Source organism: Streptomyces sp. NRRL F-5727 (genome assembly GCF_000719555.1).
In the GTDB taxonomy this organism is placed as follows: Bacteria; Actinomycetota; Actinomycetes; order Streptomycetales; family Streptomycetaceae; genus Streptomyces.
This window is the reverse complement of the sequence record NZ_JOGX01000004.1, coordinates 300,784-321,370: the sequence shown is the minus strand read 5'-3', so window position 1 is coordinate 321,370 and position 20,587 is coordinate 300,784. Positions and strand designations below refer to the sequence as shown.

Here is a 20,587-nt window from a genome sequence, read left to right as displayed (position 1 = left end):
CGCAGCAGTCGAGATGACTCGTGTCAGTGAAACGTGTCACCAGTTTTATTTCAGCCATTGACGTAAATGGGGCCGACCCCCGACGCTGAGGCTGCCACCCCCGCACACCCACCGCCGCCGCCCCGGCCCGCGCACCCCAGGAGCCGCCCGATGCCCTCCCCCGGCCCCCTCGTCACCACCACCCGCGGACCCGTCCGCGGCGAGCGCCGCGCCGACGGCACGTACCGCTTCCTCGGCATCCCCTACGCCAAGCCGCCCGTCGGCGCGCTGCGCTTCGCCGCCCCCGAACCGCCCGACCCGTGGACCGCGCCGCTGGACGCGACCGCCTACGGCCCGACCGCCCAGCGCCGCCCCTTCGCCGAGGTCACCACCATTCCCGAGCCCAGCGTCCCGGGCGCCGGCGTCCTCAACCTCAACGTCTTCACCCCCGACACCGCCCCGGCCGAGGGCCTGCCCGTCCTCGTCTGGATCCACGGCGGCGGCTACGTCGCCGGCTCCGCCGCCAGCCCCTGGTACGACGGCGCCGCCTTCAACCGCGACGGCGTCGTCCTCGTCTCCGTCGGCTACCGCCTCGGCATCGAGGGCTTCCTCCACCTGGAGGACGCCCCCGACAACCGCGGCGTCCGCGACTGGATCGCCGCCCTCACCTGGGTCCGCGACAACATCGCCGCCTTCGGGGGCGACCCCGGCAAGGTGACGATCGCCGGCCAGTCCGCCGGCGGCGGAGCCGTCCTCACCCTGCTCTCCGTCCCCTCCGCCCGGGGCCTCTTCCGCGGCGCGCTGGCCGTCTCCGGCGCCGTCCTGCGCCCCGACGGGCCCGCGACCGCCCGCGCCGCCGCCCGGCTGCTCACCGCCCGCACCGGCGTCCCCGCCACCGCCGCGGCCCTGCGCGACCTGAGCGACGACGAACTCCTCGCCCTCCAGGACCGGCTCGCCGAGGACGGACCCGACCGCGCGGGGCTGCCCCCGATGCTGGCCCTCGCCCCCTTCGCGGACGGCGACCTCGTCCCCGTACCGCCAGCCGACGCGCTCACCACCGGCGACGCGGGCGCCGACGTCCCGCTCCTGCTCGGCTTCACCGCCGACGAGTTCTCGATGTTCCCCGGCCCCGGCGACGACGGCCCGCCGCTCCCGCTCCTCCTCGGCGCGCTGGGCCTCGACCCGGCGCGTACCGGCGAGTTCGCCGCCGCCTACCCGGACACGCCGGAGGAGTCCCTCTTCGGCCAGGCCCTCACCGACGTCATGTTCCGGGCGCCGAACCTGGCGGTGGCCGACGCCCGCGCCGCCCGCGCACGCCCGACCTGGCTCTACGAGTTCGCCTGGCGCTCACCGGTCGTCGGCCTCGCCGTGCACTGCCTCGACCTGCCCTTCGCCTTCGACCTGCTCGACGCCGAGGGCGTCCCCGAGGTCGCCGGCCACACCCCGCCGCAGGCCCTCGCCGACGCCGTGCACCGCGCCTGGGTCGGCTTCGTCAAGGACCAGGACCCGGGCGCCGACTGGCCCCGGTACGCCCCCGGCACCCCCGCCACCAAGGTCTGGGACGCCGAGAGCCGGGTCGAGAGCGATCCGGTCCGGCACGTGCGCGACCTCTGGCTGACCTGACCTGACCTGACCCGACCGGACCTGATCCGACCTCAGCCCTCGAAGCCGACCGTCCCGTCCGGGAGGACCGCCTCGACCCGCGCGCCGTGCTCGACGGTGCGGCTCACCGTGCAGAACTTCTCGTGCGTGAGCCGCACCCCGCGCGCGAAGACCTCCGCCGCCTTCGGGTTCGAGTCCGGCAGGTCGAACTCGTAACTCACCCGGATCCGGCCGATTCGCCCGTCGTCCTCCGGCGTCGACACCGACTCCACGACGATCCGCAGATCGTCGTGGTCCACCGCCCGAGCGGTCCGGTCGATCACCAGACCGCCGCAGCCGCCCATCGCCGCCAGCAGCAGCTCCACCGGCGTGAACGAAGGCTGCGCGCCGTCGTCGTCGGCCGCGGCCATCAGCACCTCCGCCCCCCGGTCGTTGCGGGCGGTCCACCGCCGGTATCCGGTACGGACGGTCTCGACGCGGTAGTCGGCCATGGGGAAGCACTCCTCGGCTGGGCTGTCGTACGTGTGCCCCGTACGCTACGGCGCCCCGCCCGCCGCACCCCACCCGACCGGCCGGACGTCAGCGCGCCGCGTCCGCCGCCGCCCGGCCCCGCACCACCCCGCCCCCGGGCCGGGAAGGAGGGGGCGTGCGCCGCCGGGGGGGCCGCCGGGTCAGGCGCCGTTCGGCGTCACGAGGCCGGACTCGTAGGCGAGCACGACCAGTTGGGCCCGGTCGCGGACGCCCAGTTTGGTCATGGCCCGGTTGACGTGGGTCTTCGCGGTCAGCGGACTGATCACCATGCGGCCGGCGATCTCGTCGTTGGACAGGCCCCGCGCCACCAGCACCACCGCCTCGCGCTCCCGGCCCGTCAGCCCGGTCAGCGCCGGCCCGGCGACGGCCGGCGCCGGCTGCGCCAGACAGCGGTGGATGAGCCTGCGGGTGATCGACGGGGCGAGGAGGGCGTCGCCGCGCGCGGCGACCCGCACGGCGTGCAGGAAGTCCTCCGGCAGCACGTCCTTGACGAGGAAGCCGGCGGCACCCGCCCGCAGCGCGTCGAGGACGTACTCGTCCATGCCGTAGTTGGTCAGGATCACGACGTGCACCCCGGCGAGCTCCGGGTCGGCGGCGATCCGCCGGGTGGTCTCGATGCCGTCGACGACGGGCATCCGGATGTCCACGAGCGCGATGTCCGGCCGGTGCGCGCGGGCGAGCGCCAGCGCCTCCCGGCCGTCGGACGCCTCGGCGACCACCTCGATGTCGTCCTCAAGGTCGAGCAGCGCCCGGAACCCGCTGCGGATGAGCGGCTGGTCGTCGACGAGCAGGACACGGATCACGGTGTGCGCTCCACGGGAAGTTCGGCCAGGACGGAGAAGCCGCCGCCGTCCCGCGGCCCGGCGCTGAGCCGGCCGCCGAGGGCGGTGACGCGCTCGCGCATGCCGAGCAGCCCGAGGCCCGGCACCGGCGAGCCGGCCGGTGCGGCCCGCCCGTCGTCCTCCACCCGGACCGCCAGCAGCTCCGGCCGGCAGTCGATCCGCACGGTGGCCGTCGCGGCCCCGGAGTGCCGGGCGACGTTCGTCAGCGACTCCTGGACGATCCGGTACACCGTCCGGTCCACGGCGGCCGGCACGTCCGCCCCGCGCCCCTCCACGGTCAGCGTCGCGTCCACCCCCAACGCCCTTACCCTGTCGACCAGTTCCGGTACGTCGGCGAGCCCGCACGGCGGGGCGGTGTCGTCGTCGCGGAGCGCCTCCAGGGTCGCCCGCAGCTCCCGGCTCGCCTCCCGCCCCGCCTCCTGGATGGCGAGGAGCGCGGCGGGCACCTCCTCGCCCCGTCGGCGCGCCACATGGACGGCGACCTCGGACTGCACCTTGATCACCGAGATCTGGTGGGTGAGGGAGTCGTGCAACTCCCGGGCGATGCGCAGCCGTTCCTCGTCCGCGCGGCGGCGGGCCACCTCCTCCCGGGTCCGCTCGGCCTCGTCCGCCCGCCGCTCGGCCTGCCGCAGCGCCTCGCCCGCGGCGCCCGCCGCGACCAGCCAGGCGATCTCCAGGGCGCCCCGCGCCCGCGCGAACGCCTCGCCCACCTCGTACGGCCCCGACAGCAGCGCCGCCACCGGCAGCGCCCCCAGCATCAGCACGCTCGCCGCGACCGTGACGGCGCGCTGCCCGGCCCGTACGGCCGCGTACACGGCAAACAGATAGGCCACGACCGGTACGTCGAAACCCACCGCCTGGTACCCGATCGCGCACGCCCCCGTGACGGCGAGCACCGCCCGGGGCGCCCGGCGCCGCACGACCAGGGCCAGCCCGCCGACCGCGAGGAGCCCGTACCCGGCGACGACGGCGGGACCGGTGCCGGGCCGGGGCCCGGACGCCGCCGTGACCAGCAGCGCCGCCGTCACCCCCAGGGCGACGGCCGCCTCCAGGTACCACTGCCGGACCCCGGCCGTCACTTCCGTCATGGGCGCACCCTAACCGGCCCGCCGCGCGGCGGGAGTCGCCCTCGGGGACGAGCCTCCGACTACCACGGACGCGGTAGGGAGGCGCCCGCTACCGCGTCCGCGGCAGGCGAAGTGTCCACGGCGGGGGGACGACCGGGGGAGGGGGCGGCGGACAGGCTCGGGGCACGGTTCGCGGCACGTCGCCGCACCGCACCGTCCGAAGGGAAGTCCGCCATGTCCGTCCGCCGCCTGCTCGCCACCGGAACGGCCGCCCTGCTCGGGGCCCTCGCCCTCGCCGCGCCCGCCTCCGCCGCCTCCGGCCCGGCGTCGTCGCTCGCCGCCTCCGTGACCACCGTCAGCGCCGGCCGGATCGGCGCGTTCGCCGGCGCGGTGATCGGGCTGGTCGGCCTGGTCGTGGCGTGGCGGGCCGTGGCCCGTCCCGCCGGCCGTCTCGGCGTCGCGACCGGACCGCTGGGGGCGTGGCTCGCCCTCGCCGCGGGCGTGGCCGCCGTCGTCCTGGGCGGCGTGGTCGCCGCCACCGCCGCCGGCGGCCTCGGCACCGGGAACGGCCTGGGCGGGGCCTATGTGGCCCTGATCGTCGGCCTCGCCGCGACGGCGCTCGGCGGCCGTGCCGTCTCCCGCTCCCGCCGCCACGCGGGGTGACGGGCCGTGAGCCGCGTGAGTACGCGTCCCGCCACGACCTGAGTACGCCGGCGGATCCGCCCGGCGCCCGGAGCGGCTGGAATGGACCCATGACCTTCCGCACTCCGCGCCGCCGCCCCCGGCCCCTCCGCCACGCCTCGGCCACCGGCACCGCCCTCGTGGTGGCGCTCGGGCCGGTCGTGGTGGGCGCCCTGCTGGCCCGCTCGGTCGGCGGCGATCCGATGGTCTCCGTCAACGCGCTCATCGCCGGCGGCGGGCAGCGCGCCCGCGTCTCCCGCGACCAGCTGCGGTCGTGCCGGGGCCGGGTGAACGCCCGCCGGGTCCGGGCCGTACGCGGCCTGCGGGCCCGGACGAGGCTCCGGAGCGGCGCGTCCGCCCGATCCGGCGGACGCCCCGGGCCGCGCCCCGCACCGTCCGAAACCCGGCAGACCTGACGGAAAGCACTCCTGACCAGCACGGTTCCTTCGCGGTTTCCTCACCGAAGCGGCCCCGCCACGCCCCCGGATGCGCGATGATCGCCCCCGCACCCGAGAAGAAGGACCGGGCCCCTCCGGCCGGTACGGCACGCGTCGAAAGGCACCCCCCATGGCCAGGCGGCATCCCGCGCGCGAGAACGAACCGAGCCCCCCGCCCGCCGGAGCCGACGGCATCGGCCGCCGCCGCTTCCTCGGCTACGTGCTCGCGGCGCCCACCCTCACCGTCGCCGCCCAGGCCGGCGCCGAGGCCGTCGCGCCCACCACCGCCGAGGCCGTCGTCCCCTCGCTGCCCGGGCCGGCCGAACTCCTCGACCTCAACGACCTGCTGACCACGGCCGCGCTGCCGACCAGCCATCTGATCACCATCCGGCTCGACCCCGACGGGACCGCCCACTTCGCGCTGCCGCGCGCCGAGGTCGGCCAGGGCGTCACCACCTCCTCCGCGATGCTCATCGCCGAGGAACTGGACCTGCCCCTGGAGAAGGTGAAGGTCACCCTCGCCGACGCCCGCCCGGAACTGCTCTTCAACCAGCTCACCGGCGGCTCCAACACCACCGTCTCCACCTACACCCCGATCCGGGTCGCGGCCGCCGTCGCCCGGGGCCGGCTGCTGCACGCCGCCTCCCTCGTCCTCGGCGAGGCCGTGTCCACCCTCACCACCAAGGCGGGCACCGTCCTCTCCCCGACGGGCGCCGTCCTCGGCTACGGCGAACTCGCCGCCCGGGCCGCCGCCGTGGCGGACACCGCCGTCACCGTCACCCTCAAGGACCGCGCGGACTTCCGGGTCGTCGGCACCGGCCGGAGCCGCCTCGACGCGCTCGCCGCCGTCACCGGCCGCAAGCGGTTCGCCATGGACCTCCAGGTCGAGGGCGCCCTGCCGACGATGGTCTGCCGCCCGCCCACCATCAACGGCACCGTCCGCTCCGTCGCCAACCTCGACGCGGTACGGGCCATGCCGGGCGTCACCGACGTCGTCCCCGTCTCCACCGGCGTCGCCGTCCGCGCCCGCACCTTCGGACAGTGCGTCGACGCCGTCCGCGCCCTCGACGTCGACTGGGGTCCCGGCACCGCCGAGGACGCCACCGACGCCACCGTCCTCGCCGAGCTGCGCCGGGCCGAACTCCCGCTCGTCGTCCCGCCGCTGCCGCTGCTCACCAAGGCCGTCGACGCCCGCTTCACCTTCCACTTCGCCAGCAACGCCGCCCTGGAGACCAACTGCGCGATCGCGGACGTCCGCCCGGACTCCGCCGAGATCTGGGGCTCCCTCAAGGCGCCGATCGTCGCCCAGGAGCAGATCGCGCTCCGCCTCGGCCTGCCCGTCTCCGCCGTGAAGGTGCACGTCACCGAGGGCGGCGGCTCCTTCGGCCGCAAGCTGTTCCACGACGCCGCCCACGAGGCCGCCGAGATCTCGAAGAAGCTCGGCAAGCCGGTGAAGCTGATGTGGCACCGCACCGACGACTTCCGGCAGGGACGTACCCACCCCATGTCGACCTCGCGGGTCCGCGCCACCTACTCGCTCGGCGAGGTGCTGACGTACGAGCAGCGGCACACCTCCGTCGCCACCGACTTCGGCCACGGCATCGGCGAGGTGCTGACGGCGGAGGCGGCCCGGCTGCCGGTCGCCGACCTCACCTTCTCCGAGACGATGTTCCAGCTCACCCAGATCAGCCCCTACCACCTGGGCGTCACCACCCAGCTCCTCGCCGAGACCGACAGGGGCTACAACACGGGCTCGATGCGGAACATCTACTCGCCCAACGTGCGCACCGCCCAGGAGCTGGTCCTCGACGAACTGGCCCGCCGCCTGGACGAGGACGCCTACGAGCTGCGCCGCCGCCTGCTGAAGGAGTCCCGGGCCCGGGCCGTCCTCGACAAGGTCGCCCAACTGGGCCGGTGGGGGCGGCCGATGGAGCCCGGTACCGGGCAGGGCATCGCCGTGCACCCCGAGTACCACGCGTACGTGGCGGTGCTCGCCGAGATCGACTGCCGGCCCGCGACCACCGGGCGCACGGTCCCGAACGCGTACACCGGCCCCCGGGTCACCAGGGTGGTCTGCGCCGTCGACGTCGGCCTCGCGGTCAACCCGCGCGGTCTGGAGGCGCAGATGATGGGCGGCATCTCCGACGGCATCGCCCTCGCCCTCACCTCAGGACTGCACCTGAAGGACGGCGCCTTCCTGGAGTCCAGCTGGGACAACTACTACTACACGCGGCAGTGGAACACCCCGCCCGAGCTGGAGATCGTCGTCATGCCGCCGACGGGCGACACGCCCGGCGGCGCGGGCGAGCTGGCGGTGGCCGCCGCGATGGCGGCCGTCGCCGGCGCCTACGGCCGGGCGACCGGCACGATGCCGACGGTCTTCCCGGTCAACCACTCCGCCCCGCTCGCCTTCACGCCCACGCCGGCCGTGCCGCCGATCCCGGCCTCCCCGACCGACGGCCGCGACCGCGTCCTCTGACACCCCCCCCGGAGCAGCCCGTGCCCCAGCACACCTTCATCCTCAACGGCAAGGCCGTCACGGCCGAGGTCGAGTCCGACGTCCGCCTGCTGTGGGTCCTCAGGGACGTCCTCGGCGTCACCGGGCCCAAGTACGGCTGCGGGGTCGGCGTCTGCCGGGCTTGTACGAGCCACCTCAACGGCAGGGCGTTCACGCCCTGCGCCGTCCCCGTGGGGCAGCTCGCCCCCGAGGACGAGGTCACCACCATCGAGGGCCTGCCCGACACCGTCGGCGCCGAGCTGCACCCGATGCAGGAGGCGTGGCTCGACCTCGACGTCGCCCAGTGCGGCTTCTGCCAGCCGGGGCAGATCATGGCGGCGGTCGACGCGGTCCGCAAGGCCCGGGAGGCGGGCCGCGAGGTCACCGAGGCGGACCTCGACGGCTTGCGCAACATCTGCCGCTGCGGCACCTACCACCGGATCCGGCAGGCGGTCCTGGAGGGCGCCCGGAGGATGCCCTGAGGGCAGATGGTTCGTGCCACGAAGGGTATTCTGGGGGCATGGCCAAGGACGAGGGTGAGCGGATCGGAGTCGTCGCCGCGCTGGTGCGCTCCGCGTTTCTGGTGAACACCGCGTACGCGGAGGCCGCGCACGCCTACGGGCTGACGCCCCAGCAGGGCCAGCTGCTGTGCGTCCTGATGCCGGGCCCGACCGGGATGGGCGAGCTGGGCGCCAAGCTCGGGCTCGCCAAGTCCAGCCTGACCGGCCTGGTGGACCGCACCTCGCGGCTGGGCTTCGTGGAGCGCGCGGCCGACCCCGACGACCGCCGGGCCGTGCGGGTCGCCCTGACCGGGGAGGGCGCCCGCCTCGCCGACGTGTTCTACACGGAGGCGTGCCGCCGGATCGAGCTGCTGCCCGCGGGGCTCGACGACCCCGAACGGGAGCTGCTGGCCGGCCTGCTGGGCCGGGTCGTGCTGGACAACGAGGTCCCGGAGGTCTTCTCCGACCGCCCCTGAGCCTTCCGGGGCTCACGCCTCGGCGGTGCCGAAGAGCTCGGCGAACCGCCCGGTGAAGAGGTCGTGCCCCTTGTACGCGGAGACCGTCGCGGCCGGCAGGACGAGCGGCCCGTCCGGGGACGGGAACTGGCCGACGCCGCCCAGCGGTCCGAGCGGCAGCAGCACCGAGGGGATCGGGGAGGGCGTGTACGTGGCTTCCGGTTCGCCGCCCCGCACCTGGGCCAGGATGTTGGCCGCCACGACCTCGGCGTGCTGCATCGCGTACCCGGCCATCTTGGCCTCGTCGAGCGCGGTGACGTCGCCGATCGCGTAGACCCGCTCCTGGCCCTCCACCCGCAGGTGCCCGTCGACGCGGAGCTGCCCGCGCGCGGTGAGGGCGCCGGTGAGGTCGGGGGCGAGGAAGCCCTCGTGGACGCCGCCGCCGTGGGCGCGGAACCAGATGTCGGCGGTGAGCGCGCCGCCGTCGGAGGTCCCCACGGTGAAGGTGCCCGCGCGGCCGGGGCCGGCCGGCGGCTCCTCGGTGAGCGTCACGCCGAGGCGTACCTCCACCTTCAGTTCGTCGAGCTGCCGGGCGAGGTCGTCGCGGAGCCCGGGGGCGAAGCCGGGGAGCAGTCCGTCGCGGGGGTCGACGAGGGTGATCCGCTTGTCGGGCCAGACGGACCGGATCTCGCCGGCGAGTTCGAGGCCGACCGGCCCCGCGCCGCTGATCAGTACGTGGTCGGCGCCGGCCAGCTCCTCGTGGGTGGCGCGCAGCCGGTCCAGGGCCTCGGCGGAGGAGTCGGTGTCGAACTTGGCCGGGTACGGGTAGGCGGAGCCGGTGGCGACGACCACGTAGTCGGCGTCGACGCGCCCGCCGGAGGCGAGGGTGACGCCCCGGGCGTCGACCGAGCCGGCCCGGTCGCGGATCACCCGGCCCCGGGCGAGCAGCCGGTCGTACGGGAAGAAGACGTTCGGCGCCCAGTCGGGCCGGACGAGGGCCCGGAGCGAGCCGGCGGCGTGCACGAAGGCGTCCTTGGGGTCGACGAGGACGACCTCGACGCCGGCCTCGGTGTCCGCTTCCAGTGCCTTGGCCAGGGTCGAGCCGCCGTAACCCCCGCCGATGACGGTGACGATCGCGTTCATGTCCGTGTTCCCCTTCAGAGCGGATCGGATCGGATCCGACGGCGGTGCGCGCCGTCGGTTGTTCGCGCTACGAACCATATAGTTCGTGATGCGAACTGTAAAGGGCATCGGGCCCCGGACATGCGGAAGCCCCCGCCGCGCGCGCGACGGGGGCTTCCGGACACGGTGGGTCAGGCGGCGGGCGGCACCCGCGGCGGACGGCCCGCGCCCCTGGTCAGGGCGTAGCCGCCGATGCCGGCGAGCGCGGCGAGGACGCCGCCGGCCGCGGTCCAGATCCAGCGGTCCGACCACCAGCCGGAGGACCAGCCGCCCTCCGGCGCGGCGGCCTCCACCGCGGTCCGCCGGCCCGCCGCCTCCTCGGCCTCGGCCAGTTCGGCCGTGGTCGCGCCGGGCACCAGCGGCGCGGCGAGCGCCCCGTCGGTGGCGTACGCGCCGCCCCGGTCGGAGACGTCCACGCCGACGCGGGCCGAGAACGGCTGCCCCAGGTCCTCCTCCGGCAGCCCGGTGACGGTCAGCCGGACGTAGTAGCTGCCCGGCAGCGGGTCGTTGGCCCAGGCGTCGGCGGAGGCCCGCACCGGCCGCAGCACACAGGCGAGTTGCACCGAACCGGCCTCCTTGGCGGCGGTGCGGGACTGGGTCCCGTACATGCACGGCTGGCGGCGCCGCAGCCCGTCGTAGACGTCGACCCGCCAGGTCGCCGGGCCGTGCCGCAGCGCGCTCTCCGGCAGCGTCACCGTCGCCTTCACGGTGGGCCGTTCGCCGGTGTCCGCGGGGAAGACCCAGTACAGGTAGTCGCCCGTGGCCGCCTGCGCGGTCGCCTCCTGGCCGGGCCGGAAGGCGGCGGCGGTACGGAAGGTGGTGCCGGCCTCCGTGGGGCCCGCCTCCTCGCCGGCCGGGGCCGACGGAGTGGGCGTGTCGGCGAGGGCGCCCGGCGCGGCGGGGCCCAGCAGGGCGGCGCCGGCCAGCACGGCCGCCGCGAGCATCCGTACGGTACGCATCAGTGGGTCCTCCAGACGGCGACGCGCCAGCGGGACAGCCAGCCCCAGATCAGTCCGGCCAGGAACCCGGCGAGCACCAGCGCGCCGAGCAGCCACCAGCCGCGGCCGAGCCCGAAGGAGGCCACGTCCGAGGCGCCGGACGGACCGTCCACGATGTCCACGGACAGCTCGATCGGCATGCCGGGCGTGGTCTTCACGGCCGGGGGAGCGGAGAAGGAGTTGCTGACCTGGAGGCAGACGGTCTCGGCGGCCGGCTTGCCGTCGCCGTCCTCGTCCGCGTCGTCGGTCTCCGGCTTCGGGTAGCGCAGACCGGTCGAGATGACGTCGGTGCGCCCGTCGCCGGCCTCGGAGCCGCGGACGATCTCCCGCCCGCTCCGGGTGACCGCCCGCAGCAGCACCCCGTAGTCGTCGTTCACGGCCCGGTCGGCGGAGATGCTGACGGAGGCGCGGAGTTCCTGGCCGGGCAGCAGGTCGACCTTGTACCAGCGGTGCTCGCCGAACGTCTCGCGGTCGGTGTAGAGACCGGGCTTGAGCTGCGGGGCGTCCGCGCACTGCCGGGTGCCCTCGGTGGCGACGGGGGTCACCACCGGGTCGGCCGCGCGGTCCACCAACTGGCGTACGCGGCGGGAGAGTTCCTCGGTGTGGTGGACGGAGGTGTAGGTGCCTCCGGTGGCCTCGGCGATGCAGGTGAGCTGCCGCCGGGTCTTGGCGTCGGGCACCAGGCCGAGGGTGTCGATCACGAGGTGGATGCCCTTGGCGGCGATCTCGCGGGCCACCTGGCACGGGTCGAGCGGGGCGCAGGTGTCCTCGCCGTCGGTGATGAGGACGATCCTCTTGGTCGCCCCGTCCGTGCCGAGGTCGTCGGCCGCGCCGAGCAGCGCCGGGCCGATCGGGGTCCACCCGGTGGGGGCGAGGGTGGCGACGGCGGTCTTGGCCTCGGTCCGGTCGAGCGGGCCGACCGGGTACAGCTGGCGGGTGTCCTTGCAGCCGCGCTTGCGGTCGTTGCCGGGGTAGTCGGCGCCGAGCGTGCGGATGCCGAGCCGGACCTCCTCCGGCACCGCGTCCAGGACCTCGTTGAACGCCTCCTTGGCCGCGCTCATCCGGGACTTGCCGTCGACGTCCTTGGCCCGCATGGAGCCGCTGACGTCCAGGACCAGCTCGACCTTGGGGGATTCCTTCGCCGGTTCGTCGGCGGCCGCGCTCGTCGGCAGCAGCGCGGCGGTCAGGGCGACGAGCAGGGCGCAGGCCCCGGTCGCCAGCCGTTTTCTCGTGATCATCGGCGGATCGTATTGATGATCCTCCGACAATCCAAAACGGGGGAGCGGCCGGGGCCCGGAAGGCGGTGCTACCAGATCGCCTCGACCCACTCCGGGTGGTCGATGAACGGGTTCCGGTTGCCCTGGTAGGTGTTGTAGATGACGTCGTTGCGGCGCTCCTCGAAGGCGCTCGGCGGGTCCTGCTCGTTCCACTGCTTGAGGACCGAGAGGCGGCCGTGCCAGGGGACGCTGCCGTTGGTGGTCGACTCGTTGGGCTCCAGGTCGGCCCAGGCGTCGTCGCCCTCGTAGCGGACGGCCATGTAGAGGATCATCCGGGCCACGTCGCCCTTGTCGGCGTTGCGCGGCTCGAAGGAGTTGGAGTCGGTGTAGCTGCCGGTGGCACCGCTGACGGCGCTGCCGCCGAAGTCCCAGTCCTTGTTGCCGCGGATGCTGTTGACCTGGACGTCGCAGGCGCGCAGGTGGTGCAGGTCCGTGCCGGGGCCGGCCGAGGTGCCGAAGCTGCCGTGGGACTGGGCCCACACGTGCTCGCGGTTCCAGTCGCCGACGTCGCCGCCGTTGAGGGACTTGCTGCGGGAGACGCCGCTGTACAGCAGGATGACGTTGTTGGTGTTGTTCGGGTCCTGGTCGGTGACCTTCAGCGCGTTCCAGACCGCGTCGTACGAGATCTTGCTCTGGCTGCTGATGATGGTGTGCAGCGCCGACTTCAGGCTCGTGCCGGTCTTGCCGACCGCGTTCTTGTAGTACGTGGTGTCGTACGCGGTCGTGGTGGCGGCGGCGGGCGTCGCCGTGACCGCGGGGAGCGTGAGTCCGACGACGGCGGCGGAGACCGCCGCCCAGACCTTCCAACTGCGTATCCGTGCTACCGACATGGGGGGCCCTTTCCGGGGACGGCACGCGGGCGAGCGCCGTCCCGGGCTCAGGGAGGCGGCACTCTACGCGTGTTGACTGCGTGTCATCCGGGAGGGTCGCACGGGGGAGGGGGTTGTCGTGTTACGGACAAAGAGCCATTCGGTGACGTTCTCGCATACACGGGAGCCGTGCGCGGGCGGGTCGCGCCACTTCCGCCTCAGCCGCCCCGGACGTCCACCGGCATCCCCTTCGGCTCCTTGATCCGCTTCATGATGATCTGCGAGTTCACCTCGGTGACCCCGGCCAGCGCCGTCAGCTGCTCGATCCACAGCCGCTCGTACGCCGACAGGTCCGCCACCGCGATCCGCAGCAGACAGCCCGGGCTGCCGAAGAGCCGGTACGCCTCGATCACGTCCGGGATCGACTGGAGCGCCTCCTCGAACGCCTCCACCGTCTCCCGGTCCCGCTTCACCTCGACCGAGACCAGCACCTCGAAGCCCCGTCCGACCGCCTCCGGGTCGATGACCGCCCGGTAGCCCCTGATCACCCCGTCCTGCTCCAGCTGGCGCACCCGGCGCAGGCAGGGGGAGGGGCTCAGGCCGACCCGCTGGGCGAGCTCCTGGTTGCTCAGCCGGCCGTCCTGCTGGAGCTCGCGCAAGATGTGGAGATCGATTCGGTCCATGGCGCAATTATCTGCCATGAGGAAACATTTCTGTATCAGTATCCGCAATCGCCTGCTCACTCTTTTGGTCTAGCGTTGCCGACGCTCGTCACGGAGCCATCACCGAGCCCCCTTGGGCACCCAGAGCAGCGAGAGGCGGCGGACATGCAGCGGACGAACGACGGAACCCCGCGCCGGATCGTCGTCATCAGCACCGGCGGCACGATCGCCAGCCGCTGGCAGGGCACCGGCTACGCCGCCGACGCCTCCGGCGACGACGTCCTCGCCACCGCCCCGCTCCCCGAGGGCGTGACCGTCGAGGTCCGCGACCTCTTCAACGTCAACAGCTCGCTCCTGACCGCGGCCCACCAGCTCGTGCTGCTCCGCACGGTCCACGAGACCCTGGCGGACCCCGGGGTCGACGGCGTGGTCGTCACCCACGGCACCGACACCCTGGAGGAGACCGCCTTCCTCCTGGACCTCCACCACGCCGACCCCCGCCCGGTCGTCCTCACCGGCGCCCAGCGCCCCTTCGGCACCGGCGACGGCGACGGCCCGGGCAATCTGTACGACGCCCTCCAGGTCGCCGCCACCGTCCGCGACCTCGGCGTCCTCGTCGTCTTCGACGGACGCGTGCACGCGGCCCGCGGCACGGTGAAGACCCAGACCCTGGCCGCCGACGCCTTCTCCGACCCCTCGGCCGAGCGCCTGGGCCGGGTCGGCTTCTCCCGCGTCGACGTCGAGCGGCTGCCCGAGCGCCCGGCCGTCCTGCCGCTCCCGGCTGCCGCCCGCACCGCCGACCCGGACGCCGGCCGCCGCGCCGGACTGCCCCGCGTGGACGTCGTCTTCCACCACACCGACGGCGACCGGCTGCACTTCGACGCCGCCCTCGCCGCCGGGGCCCGCGGCATCGTCCTCGTCGCCACCGGCGCCGGGAACGCCACCCCGGAGATCGCCGAGGCCGTGGCGGAGGCCACCGCCCAGGGCGTCCTCGTGGCCGTCACCACCCGCGTCCCGGCCGGCCCGCTCGCCGAGATCTACACCGGCGGCGGCGCCGTCGACCTGGTCGCCGCGGGCGGCCTGCTCGCCGGCACCCTCCGCGCCGGCCAGGCCCGCATCGCCGTCCTCGCCGCCCTCCTCGCCGAGACCGACGGCGACGACCCGGCCCGCCGCGCCGCCCTCCTCCGCCGGCTCCTCGAAGGCCCGGTCCGCACCGAACCCGCCCTCGCCACCGGCACCTCCCGCGAGGCCGCGCCGGTCCCGGCCCGCGCCTGAGAGCGCCCCCCGAACACCGGCTCGCGGGCGTCGACCTTCCCCCTCCTCCGCCCGCGAGCCGGAAACAACCCCGGTACGGCCCCGGCCCCTTCGGTACGGTGACGGACTCCTCGTCCACCGCCCCCCGCCCAGGAGCCCCCGTGCCCGACGCCACCGCACCGGCCCACCACGTCGTCCGGATCGTCCGCGAGACCCTCGGGGACGAGGCCGTACGGGCCGCCTGCGTCCACGGCTCCGCCGTCCTCGGCGGGCTGCGGCCCACCAGCGACGTCGACGTCCTCGTCGTCCTGACCCGGCACACCACCGGGGCCGAGCGGCGCGCCCTCACCGACGCCCTCCTCGCCGTCTCCGGCGCCCGGGCCCACCGCGGCCCGGCCCGGCCCGTCGAACTCAGCCTGGTCGTCCACGCCGACGTCCGCCCCTGGCGGTACCCGCCGGTCTGCGAGTACCTCTACGGCGAATGGCTCCGCGACGACTGCGAGGCCGGCCTCACCCCCGCCCCCGCGCCCTGCCCCGACCTGGCGCCGCTCCTCACCATGGCCCGGGCCGGCGACGTCTCCCTGTACGGGCCGCGCCCGACCGAGCTCTTCGACCCGGTGCCGGAGGCCGACCTGCGGGCCGCGATGGTGGCGGGCGTACCGGAGCTCCTGGCCGATCTCGACGGCGACACCCGCAACGTCCTGCTCACCCTCGCCCGGATCCTCACGACCCTGCGCACCGGCCGGATCCTTTCCAAGGACGAGGCCGCGGCCCTGCTGCTGCCGTCGCTGCCGGCGGAGCACCGGGCGCCCCTGGAGGCCGCCCGGGCCCAGTATCTGGCGGGGGAGTACGGCTCCTGGGCGGACCGGCTGCCCGCGGCGCGCAGGCACGCGGAGTACGTCGCCGCGGGGATCAAGAGGGCGTATCCGGCCTAAGTTACCCGTCGGTTTCTCGTGACTTCCTCGGCGGACGGTCGTAGAACGTGTTCCCATTCGCTCACGAGTGAGGAAGATCACATGAGTGAACGCTCCCTGTCCGCCCAGGGAACTCACGGAATCGACCGCCGCCGCTTCCTGACGGGAACAGGTTCCGTTCTCGGCGCCGCCGCCCTCGCCGGCGGTCTCGCCGCCCCGGCCCGCGCCGAGGTCCCCGGGCTGAACGTCTGTCCCATCCCCGACGGCTCCCACGTCCGCGCCCTGGTCGTCGGCACCGGGTACGGCGGCTCCGTCGCCGCCCTCCGCCTCGCCCGCGCCGGCGTCGACGTCCACATGATCGAGATGGGCCTGGCCTGGGACACCACCGGCCCCGACGGCAAGGTCTTCGCCAACACCACCAAGCCCGACTACCGCTCCTTCTGGCTGCGCACCCGCACCAAGCAGCCGCTGAGCCAGTTCCTCGGCTTCCCCCTCGACAAGGACGTGCCCCGGCACACCGGCATCCTCGACGCCGAGGACTTCGCCGGCATCACCGTCTACCAGGGCCGCGGCATCGGCGGCGGCTCCCTGGTCAACGGCGGCATGGCCGTCACCCCGCGCCGCGAGCGCTTCCCGGCGATCCTCCCCACCGTCGACCCGGCCGAGATGTACGCCACCTACTACCCGCGTGCCAACGCGGGCCTCGGCGTCACCTCCGTCGACGAGACCTGGTGGGAGAACGCCGCCTGCTACCAGTACGCGCGCGTGGGCCGCAAGCACGCCCAGCGCTCCGGCTTCCCGTTCGTCTTCGTGCCCAACGTCTACGACTGGGACTACATGAAGCAGGAGGCGGCCGGAGCCGTACCGAAGTCCGCCCTGGACGGCGAGGTCATCTACGGCAACAACCACGGCAAGAAGAGCCTCCAGAAGACCTACCTCGCCCAGGCCGCCGCCACCGGCCGCGTCACCGTCTCCGCCCTGCACCGGGTCACCTCGGTCACCCCGGCCGCCGCCGGCGGCTACACGGTCGCCATCGACCAGATCGACACCACCGGCGCCGTCCTCGCCGCCAAGACCGTCCGCGCCGACCGGGTCTTCTTCGCCGCCGGCAGCGTCGGCACCAGCAAGCTCCTGACCCGCCTCAAGGCCACCGGCGCCCTGCCCGCCCTCAACGAGCACATCGGCAAGGGCTGGGGCGACAACGGCAACGTCATGTGCGGCCGGGCCAACCACATGTGGGACCCCACCGGCACGCTCCAGTCCGCCATGCCCACCGCCGGCATCGACAACTGGGACGCCGGCGGCGCCTTCGCCGAGGTCGCCCCGCTGCCCACCGGCATCGAGACCTACGCCTCCTTCTACCTCTCCATCACCCGCACCCCGCACCGCGCCGAGTTCACCTGGAACCCGGCCACCGGCCGCGTCGACCTCAGCTGGGACCGGTCCTGGAAGCAGGCGTCCATCGACATGGCGAAGTCCGTCTTCGACAAGATCAACGCCAAGGAGGGGACGATCTACCGCACCGACCTCTTCGGCGCCTACAAGATCTGGGGCGACCACCTCACCTACCATCCGCTCGGCGGCGCCGTCCTCGACCGGGCCACCGACAACCACGGCCGCCTCCACGGCTACCAGGGCCTCTACGTCATCGACGGCGCCCTCATCCCCGGCAACACCAGCGTCAACCCCTTCGTCACCATCACCGCCCTCGCCGAACGCAACATCGAGCGCATCATCGCCGAGGACTTCTGAGCGTGACCGGGCACACGCGCGGGCCGGCCGGTTCGAGAACCGGCCGGCCCCTGACGCGCCCGACGGCCTCAGCCGGTCGGCAGCACGCACACCTCGTCGAGCCCCAGCACCCGGTTCAGCCGCCCGAAGGCCAGCCACGAACCCAGGCTCATCGTCAGCTCCACGATCTCCGCCTGGCTGTAGTGGGCCGTCATCCGCGCCCAGAACTCCTCGTCCAGGCCGTGGTGGTCGAGCGCGTACCGCTCCGCGTACTCCGCCGCCAGACGCGTCCGCGCGTCGAAGGAGTCGGACACCTCCGTGGTCCGCCAGGCCGCGACCACCGCGTCGAAGCCCTCCTCGACCTTCACGCCGTCCCGGTCCGTCCGCCAGTCCAGGCAGAAGTGACAGCCGTTGATCTGCGCGATCCGCAGCCGCGCCGCCTCGAACTCGCGCAGCCCCAGGGTCGTGTGGGCGTACACCGACAGCGAGAAGTTCGCCGCCGCCGTCCCGATCTCCGGGACCATGTCGCCCCACACGTACCCGATCGGCTCCTGCCCCTCGGGAATGTCGATGATCACCGCGGTCTCCTTCCCAGCTTCCCCACCGCCGGCCGTATCGGCACGTCCAGCGCGTCGTAGAGCCCCGGCTCCGCCGCCGCCAGCCAGTCGATCGCCCCGACCAGGCGCCCGACCGCCGTCGCGTTCCCGCCGGCCGCCCGGTTCTCGTCCTCGTCGGTGGCCGCCACCGTCACCTCGATGCGCGGCCGGCCCTCGACGATCACCCGGTGCGCCCCGGCGCCGTCCGGCGGCACCGGCCAGTCCGGCGCGCAGGACGGATGGATCCGGGTCACGTGCTCGATCACGATCCGCGGCTCGCCGCCGACGATCCCCTGCACCTCGAAGCGGACCGCGCCCTGCGTGCCCGCCTCGAAGACGCCCATCGTCCGCGTCTTCACCGTCGTCTCCAGCGGGCGCCGGTCCACCGTCTCGCGGATCTCGTCCACCTCGGCGCCGAGCGCCCGCGCCATCAGCCGGATCTGCCCGCCCCACACCATCGTCGGCACCGAGGGGAAGAGCATCGGCGGTTCGTGGTCCAGCGGCTTGCCCATTCCGATCAGCTCGCGGACGGAGAACTCCTGCTCGTACGTCGAGTAGTCGAAGATCTCCTGGCAGCGGACCGCGTCCACGGTCGTGCCGAGCCCGCTGACCAGCAGGGGCAGCACGTCGTTGCCCCAGCCGGGGTCCACCCCGGACGCGAAGAGCGACCCGCCGCCCCCGGCCACCGCGGCGAGCACCGGATCACGGAACTCCGGCGGCGCGTTCCGCGGGTCGTACAGCGGGTACAGCGACGGCGTCACCACCACCGCGCCCGCCGCGACCGCCCGCACCACGTCCTCCAGCGCCCCGTCCGGCCGCACGTCGCCGGAGGCCGCGTACACCACCGCGCCCGGCCGGGCGCCGAGCACCGCCCCGACGTCGTCGGTCGCGGCCACGCCCAGCTCGCGCCCGAGGCCCGCGAGCGCCCCCGCGTCCCGGCCCACCTTCGCCGGGTCGGAGACCAGGACCGCCGCGAGCTCGAGCCCGGGATGGGCGTCCACGGCCCGGATGGCCGCCCGCCCGACATTTCCGGTTCCCCACACCACCGTCCGTATCATGCGCGGAGGGTAGCGCCGGGCGAGCGAGGTTCCCAGACCCGCGACACAGAGATCTGACGAGACGTCAGATCGCTTGAGTCGTACGGAGGATCAGCCGAGCCGCAGGGTCACGAAGGGGATCGTGTCCCCCGGCAGCACATACCGCTCCACCTCCGCGAAGCCGCGTGCCAGCGCGAACCGCAACCCCTCCTCGTTCGACGCCAGCACCACCGTCTCGACCCCCGCCGCATCCATCGTCCGCGCGTGCGCCAGACCCTGCTCGTACAGCGCCGTCCCGAAGCCCCGCCGCCGGTACTCCGGCAGGATCCGCGCGATCACCGTCGCCGCCGGCGTCTCCCCGTCCGGCGGACGCACGGTGGAACACCCCACCGCCACCCCGCCCAGATAGGCCACCTCCAGCCGGTTCCGCCCGGCCCGCTCCCGCACCTCGTCCGCCGACAGCACCGCCGTCGGGATGATCGCGTTGTGGACCGCCCGCCAGTCGGCCAGCTCCCGCCCGCCCGCCGCCGGGACCACCCGCAGCTCCCCGCACCCCTCGAAACCGTTCATCCCCGCACCCCATCGCACCCGCCGCCCGCCGGTCAACCGCGTTCCCGCACGTCCCGCTCCGCCGTACGGGTGGGCCGCCGCCCTCCCGCGCAGCGCCGCCCGCCGAGCGGGTACGGATCGCTGCACTGCCCCCGGCCAGGAGGATGCCTTCCCATGCCCGCCTTCGTCCGCAAGGGCGCCCCCGCGCTCCTCGGCGCCGGCACCCTGTGCGCGGCCCTGCTGCTCACCGGCTGCGCACACCCCGAACCGACCGCCGCCACCCCGCCGGCCCCGCCCGCCGGGTCCTCCGCGCCCGCCGCGAAGACGACCGCCCCCGAGGCCACCGACGCGCGCCCCGCCGGCCCCGCCCGCATCCCCGGCATCGGCCCGCTCACCCAGGCCCGGATCCCCGACGGCACCACCCAGGCCCTGGTCGTCACCGGCGCCACCGAGAACAGCAACACCGCCACCGTCGTCCTCCACCAGCGCGCCCGCGGCGGCCCGTGGTACGAGGCCGGCGGCCCCTGGCCCGCGCGCAACGCGCTCAAGGGCTGGACCGCCGACCACTCCGCCGGCGACCTGCGCACCCCCATCGGCGTCTACCGCATCGGCGACGCCGGCGGCCGTCTGCCCGACCCCGGCGCCCGCCTCCCGTACGACGAGGACCCCGAGTTCGCCATCAGCGGCACCGGCTTCCACGGCGAGTCCCTCGAAGGCTCCTTCGACCACGTCATCGCCATCGACTACAACCGCGTCCCCGGCCGCACCCCCCTCGACAAGGAGCGCCCGCTCGGCGCGGACAAGGGCGGCGGCGTCTGGATCCACGTCGACCACGGCGGTCCCACGCAGGCGTGCGTCGCCCTCGACCGCGACGACCTGCGCACCCTGCTGGTCGCCCTCGACCCGGCCGCCGAACCCGTCGTCGTCATGGGACCGGCCCCCGAACTCGCCCGCTGACAGCACGGCGAGCCGGGGGCCGGCCGGGCC

The 20,587-nt window shown here is 74.5% G+C and carries 21 protein-coding genes; 10 read left to right on the top strand and 11 right to left on the bottom strand.

Going from position 1 to position 20,587, the window contains the following annotated elements:
* The first annotated feature begins 150 nt into the window (after positions 1-150).
* A complete protein-coding gene (locus IF73_RS0105200; protein WP_031003890.1) occupies positions 151-1,602 on the top strand; it encodes a carboxylesterase/lipase family protein in 1,452 nt (483 codons plus the stop codon).
* 32 nt (positions 1,603-1,634) lie between these two features.
* Here the strand turns inward: IF73_RS0105200 and IF73_RS0105195 are convergent, their stop codons facing one another.
* The 3 genes from IF73_RS0105195 to IF73_RS0105185 form a co-directional block, all read right to left on the bottom strand.
* Positions 1,635-2,072: an OsmC family protein gene (locus IF73_RS0105195; RefSeq protein WP_031003888.1), complete on the bottom strand. Its 438-nt coding sequence runs from the start codon at positions 2,070-2,072 to the stop codon at positions 1,635-1,637.
* 180 nt (positions 2,073-2,252) lie between these two features.
* Positions 2,253-2,915 carry a response regulator gene (locus tag IF73_RS0105190; RefSeq protein ID WP_031003887.1) on the bottom strand — a complete coding sequence of 221 codons (663 nt, stop codon included), beginning with the start codon at positions 2,913-2,915 and terminating at the stop codon, positions 2,253-2,255.
* The gene (locus IF73_RS0105185; RefSeq protein ID WP_031003885.1) at positions 2,912-4,042 is read right to left on the bottom strand and encodes a sensor histidine kinase; all 1,131 of its coding nucleotides are present in this window, start codon (positions 4,040-4,042) and stop codon (positions 2,912-2,914) included. Before IF73_RS0105185 ends, IF73_RS0105190 begins: the two co-directional genes overlap by 4 nt.
* Positions 4,043-4,255: 213 nt before the next feature.
* Here IF73_RS0105185 and IF73_RS0105180 point away from each other — a divergent pair, with 213 nt between their 5' ends.
* From IF73_RS0105180 to IF73_RS0105160, 5 genes are all read left to right on the top strand, one after another.
* Positions 4,256-4,684, top strand: a complete 429-nt coding sequence (locus IF73_RS0105180; protein WP_031003883.1) for a DUF6223 family protein — start codon at positions 4,256-4,258, stop codon at positions 4,682-4,684.
* A gap of 89 nt (positions 4,685-4,773) precedes the next feature.
* Positions 4,774-5,118 carry a hypothetical protein gene (locus IF73_RS0105175; protein ID WP_063833404.1) on the top strand — a complete coding sequence of 115 codons (345 nt, stop codon included), beginning with the start codon at positions 4,774-4,776 and terminating at the stop codon, positions 5,116-5,118.
* A gap of 151 nt (positions 5,119-5,269) precedes the next feature.
* A complete protein-coding gene (locus IF73_RS0105170) occupies positions 5,270-7,618 on the top strand; it encodes a molybdopterin cofactor-binding domain-containing protein (RefSeq protein ID WP_031003879.1) in 2,349 nt (782 codons plus the stop codon).
* Between the two features lie 20 nt (positions 7,619-7,638).
* Complete coding sequence (locus IF73_RS0105165) at positions 7,639-8,118, top strand: (2Fe-2S)-binding protein (protein WP_031003877.1); 480 nt, start codon at positions 7,639-7,641, stop codon at positions 8,116-8,118.
* Positions 8,119-8,156: 38 nt separating this feature from the next.
* Complete coding sequence (locus IF73_RS0105160; RefSeq protein ID WP_031003875.1) at positions 8,157-8,612, top strand: MarR family winged helix-turn-helix transcriptional regulator; 456 nt, start codon at positions 8,157-8,159, stop codon at positions 8,610-8,612.
* A 12-nt stretch (positions 8,613-8,624) separates the two neighbouring features.
* Here the strand turns inward: IF73_RS0105160 and IF73_RS0105155 are convergent, their stop codons facing one another.
* From IF73_RS0105155 to IF73_RS0105135, 5 genes are all read right to left on the bottom strand, one after another.
* Positions 8,625-9,734 carry an NAD(P)/FAD-dependent oxidoreductase gene (locus IF73_RS0105155; protein ID WP_031003873.1) on the bottom strand — a complete coding sequence of 370 codons (1,110 nt, stop codon included), beginning with the start codon at positions 9,732-9,734 and terminating at the stop codon, positions 8,625-8,627.
* A 170-nt stretch (positions 9,735-9,904) separates the two neighbouring features.
* Positions 9,905-10,732 carry a hypothetical protein gene (locus tag IF73_RS0105150; RefSeq protein WP_031003871.1) on the bottom strand — a complete coding sequence of 276 codons (828 nt, stop codon included), beginning with the start codon at positions 10,730-10,732 and terminating at the stop codon, positions 9,905-9,907.
* Positions 10,732-12,009, bottom strand: coding sequence for a VWA domain-containing protein (locus IF73_RS0105145; protein ID WP_031003869.1), 1,278 nt, complete (start codon positions 12,007-12,009; stop codon positions 10,732-10,734). Before IF73_RS0105145 ends, IF73_RS0105150 begins: the two co-directional genes overlap by 1 nt.
* 68 nt (positions 12,010-12,077) lie before the next feature.
* Positions 12,078-12,878: an endonuclease I family protein gene (locus IF73_RS0105140; RefSeq protein WP_031003867.1), complete on the bottom strand. Its 801-nt coding sequence runs from the start codon at positions 12,876-12,878 to the stop codon at positions 12,078-12,080.
* 197 nt (positions 12,879-13,075) lie between these two features.
* Positions 13,076-13,540 carry an Lrp/AsnC family transcriptional regulator gene (locus tag IF73_RS0105135; protein ID WP_031003865.1) on the bottom strand — a complete coding sequence of 155 codons (465 nt, stop codon included), beginning with the start codon at positions 13,538-13,540 and terminating at the stop codon, positions 13,076-13,078.
* A 144-nt stretch (positions 13,541-13,684) separates the two neighbouring features.
* On the opposite strand from IF73_RS0105135, the gene IF73_RS0105130 reads away from it, so the two are divergent.
* The 3 genes from IF73_RS0105130 (at position 13,685) to IF73_RS0105120 (ending at position 17,439) form a co-directional block, all read left to right on the top strand.
* Positions 13,685-14,794, top strand: a complete 1,110-nt coding sequence (locus IF73_RS0105130) for an asparaginase (RefSeq protein WP_031003863.1) — start codon at positions 13,685-13,687, stop codon at positions 14,792-14,794.
* 140 nt (positions 14,795-14,934) lie between these two features.
* Positions 14,935-15,708: an aminoglycoside adenylyltransferase family protein gene (locus IF73_RS0105125; protein WP_031003861.1), complete on the top strand. Its 774-nt coding sequence runs from the start codon at positions 14,935-14,937 to the stop codon at positions 15,706-15,708.
* An 81-nt stretch (positions 15,709-15,789) separates the two neighbouring features.
* Positions 15,790-17,439 (top strand): GMC oxidoreductase, encoded by a 1,650-nt coding sequence (locus IF73_RS0105120; protein WP_031003859.1) that lies wholly within the window; start codon positions 15,790-15,792, stop codon positions 17,437-17,439.
* Positions 17,440-17,507: 68 nt separating this feature from the next.
* Here the strand turns inward: IF73_RS0105120 and IF73_RS0105115 are convergent, their stop codons facing one another.
* The 3 genes from IF73_RS0105115 to IF73_RS0105105 form a co-directional block, all read right to left on the bottom strand.
* On the bottom strand, positions 17,508-17,996 hold the full coding sequence (locus IF73_RS0105115; RefSeq protein WP_031003858.1) for a carboxymuconolactone decarboxylase family protein: 489 nt from the start codon (positions 17,994-17,996) through the stop codon (positions 17,508-17,510).
* Positions 17,993-19,072: a dihydrodipicolinate reductase gene (locus IF73_RS0105110; protein WP_031003856.1), complete on the bottom strand. Its 1,080-nt coding sequence runs from the start codon at positions 19,070-19,072 to the stop codon at positions 17,993-17,995. The genes IF73_RS0105115 and IF73_RS0105110 overlap by 4 nt, the downstream gene beginning before the upstream one ends.
* A gap of 90 nt (positions 19,073-19,162) precedes the next feature.
* Positions 19,163-19,621 carry a GNAT family N-acetyltransferase gene (locus IF73_RS0105105; protein ID WP_031003854.1) on the bottom strand — a complete coding sequence of 153 codons (459 nt, stop codon included), beginning with the start codon at positions 19,619-19,621 and terminating at the stop codon, positions 19,163-19,165.
* Between the two features lie 153 nt (positions 19,622-19,774).
* Here IF73_RS0105105 and IF73_RS0105100 point away from each other — a divergent pair, with 153 nt between their 5' ends.
* Positions 19,775-20,557 carry a L,D-transpeptidase family protein gene (locus IF73_RS0105100; protein WP_031003852.1) on the top strand — a complete coding sequence of 261 codons (783 nt, stop codon included), beginning with the start codon at positions 19,775-19,777 and terminating at the stop codon, positions 20,555-20,557.
* The last annotated feature ends 30 nt before the right edge of the window (positions 20,558-20,587 follow it).

Coding starts and splice junctions, on each gene's coding strand:
- IF73_RS0105200 (WP_031003890.1), top strand. CDS start 151: ATGCCCTCCCCCGGCCCCCTCGTCACCACCACCCGCGGACCCGTCCGC.
- IF73_RS0105195 (WP_031003888.1), bottom strand. CDS start 2,072: ATGGCCGACTACCGCGTCGAGACCGTCCGTACCGGATACCGGCGGTGG.
- IF73_RS0105185 (WP_031003885.1), bottom strand. CDS start 4,042: ATGACGGAAGTGACGGCCGGGGTCCGGCAGTGGTACCTGGAGGCGGCC.
- IF73_RS0105180 (WP_031003883.1), top strand. CDS start 4,256: ATGTCCGTCCGCCGCCTGCTCGCCACCGGAACGGCCGCCCTGCTCGGG.
- IF73_RS0105175 (WP_063833404.1), top strand. CDS start 4,774: ATGACCTTCCGCACTCCGCGCCGCCGCCCCCGGCCCCTCCGCCACGCC.
- IF73_RS0105170 (WP_031003879.1), top strand. CDS start 5,270: ATGGCCAGGCGGCATCCCGCGCGCGAGAACGAACCGAGCCCCCCGCCC.
- IF73_RS0105160 (WP_031003875.1), top strand. CDS start 8,157: ATGGCCAAGGACGAGGGTGAGCGGATCGGAGTCGTCGCCGCGCTGGTG.
- IF73_RS0105155 (WP_031003873.1), bottom strand. CDS start 9,734: ATGAACGCGATCGTCACCGTCATCGGCGGGGGTTACGGCGGCTCGACC.
- IF73_RS0105150 (WP_031003871.1), bottom strand. CDS start 10,732: ATGCGTACCGTACGGATGCTCGCGGCGGCCGTGCTGGCCGGCGCCGCC.
- IF73_RS0105145 (WP_031003869.1), bottom strand. CDS start 12,009: ATGATCACGAGAAAACGGCTGGCGACCGGGGCCTGCGCCCTGCTCGTC.
- IF73_RS0105140 (WP_031003867.1), bottom strand. CDS start 12,878: ATGTCGGTAGCACGGATACGCAGTTGGAAGGTCTGGGCGGCGGTCTCC.
- IF73_RS0105135 (WP_031003865.1), bottom strand. CDS start 13,540: ATGGACCGAATCGATCTCCACATCTTGCGCGAGCTCCAGCAGGACGGC.
- IF73_RS0105130 (WP_031003863.1), top strand. CDS start 13,685: ATGCAGCGGACGAACGACGGAACCCCGCGCCGGATCGTCGTCATCAGC.
- IF73_RS0105120 (WP_031003859.1), top strand. CDS start 15,790: ATGAGTGAACGCTCCCTGTCCGCCCAGGGAACTCACGGAATCGACCGC.
- IF73_RS0105110 (WP_031003856.1), bottom strand. CDS start 19,072: ATGATACGGACGGTGGTGTGGGGAACCGGAAATGTCGGGCGGGCGGCC.
- IF73_RS0105105 (WP_031003854.1), bottom strand. CDS start 19,621: ATGAACGGTTTCGAGGGGTGCGGGGAGCTGCGGGTGGTCCCGGCGGCG.
- IF73_RS0105100 (WP_031003852.1), top strand. CDS start 19,775: ATGCCCGCCTTCGTCCGCAAGGGCGCCCCCGCGCTCCTCGGCGCCGGC.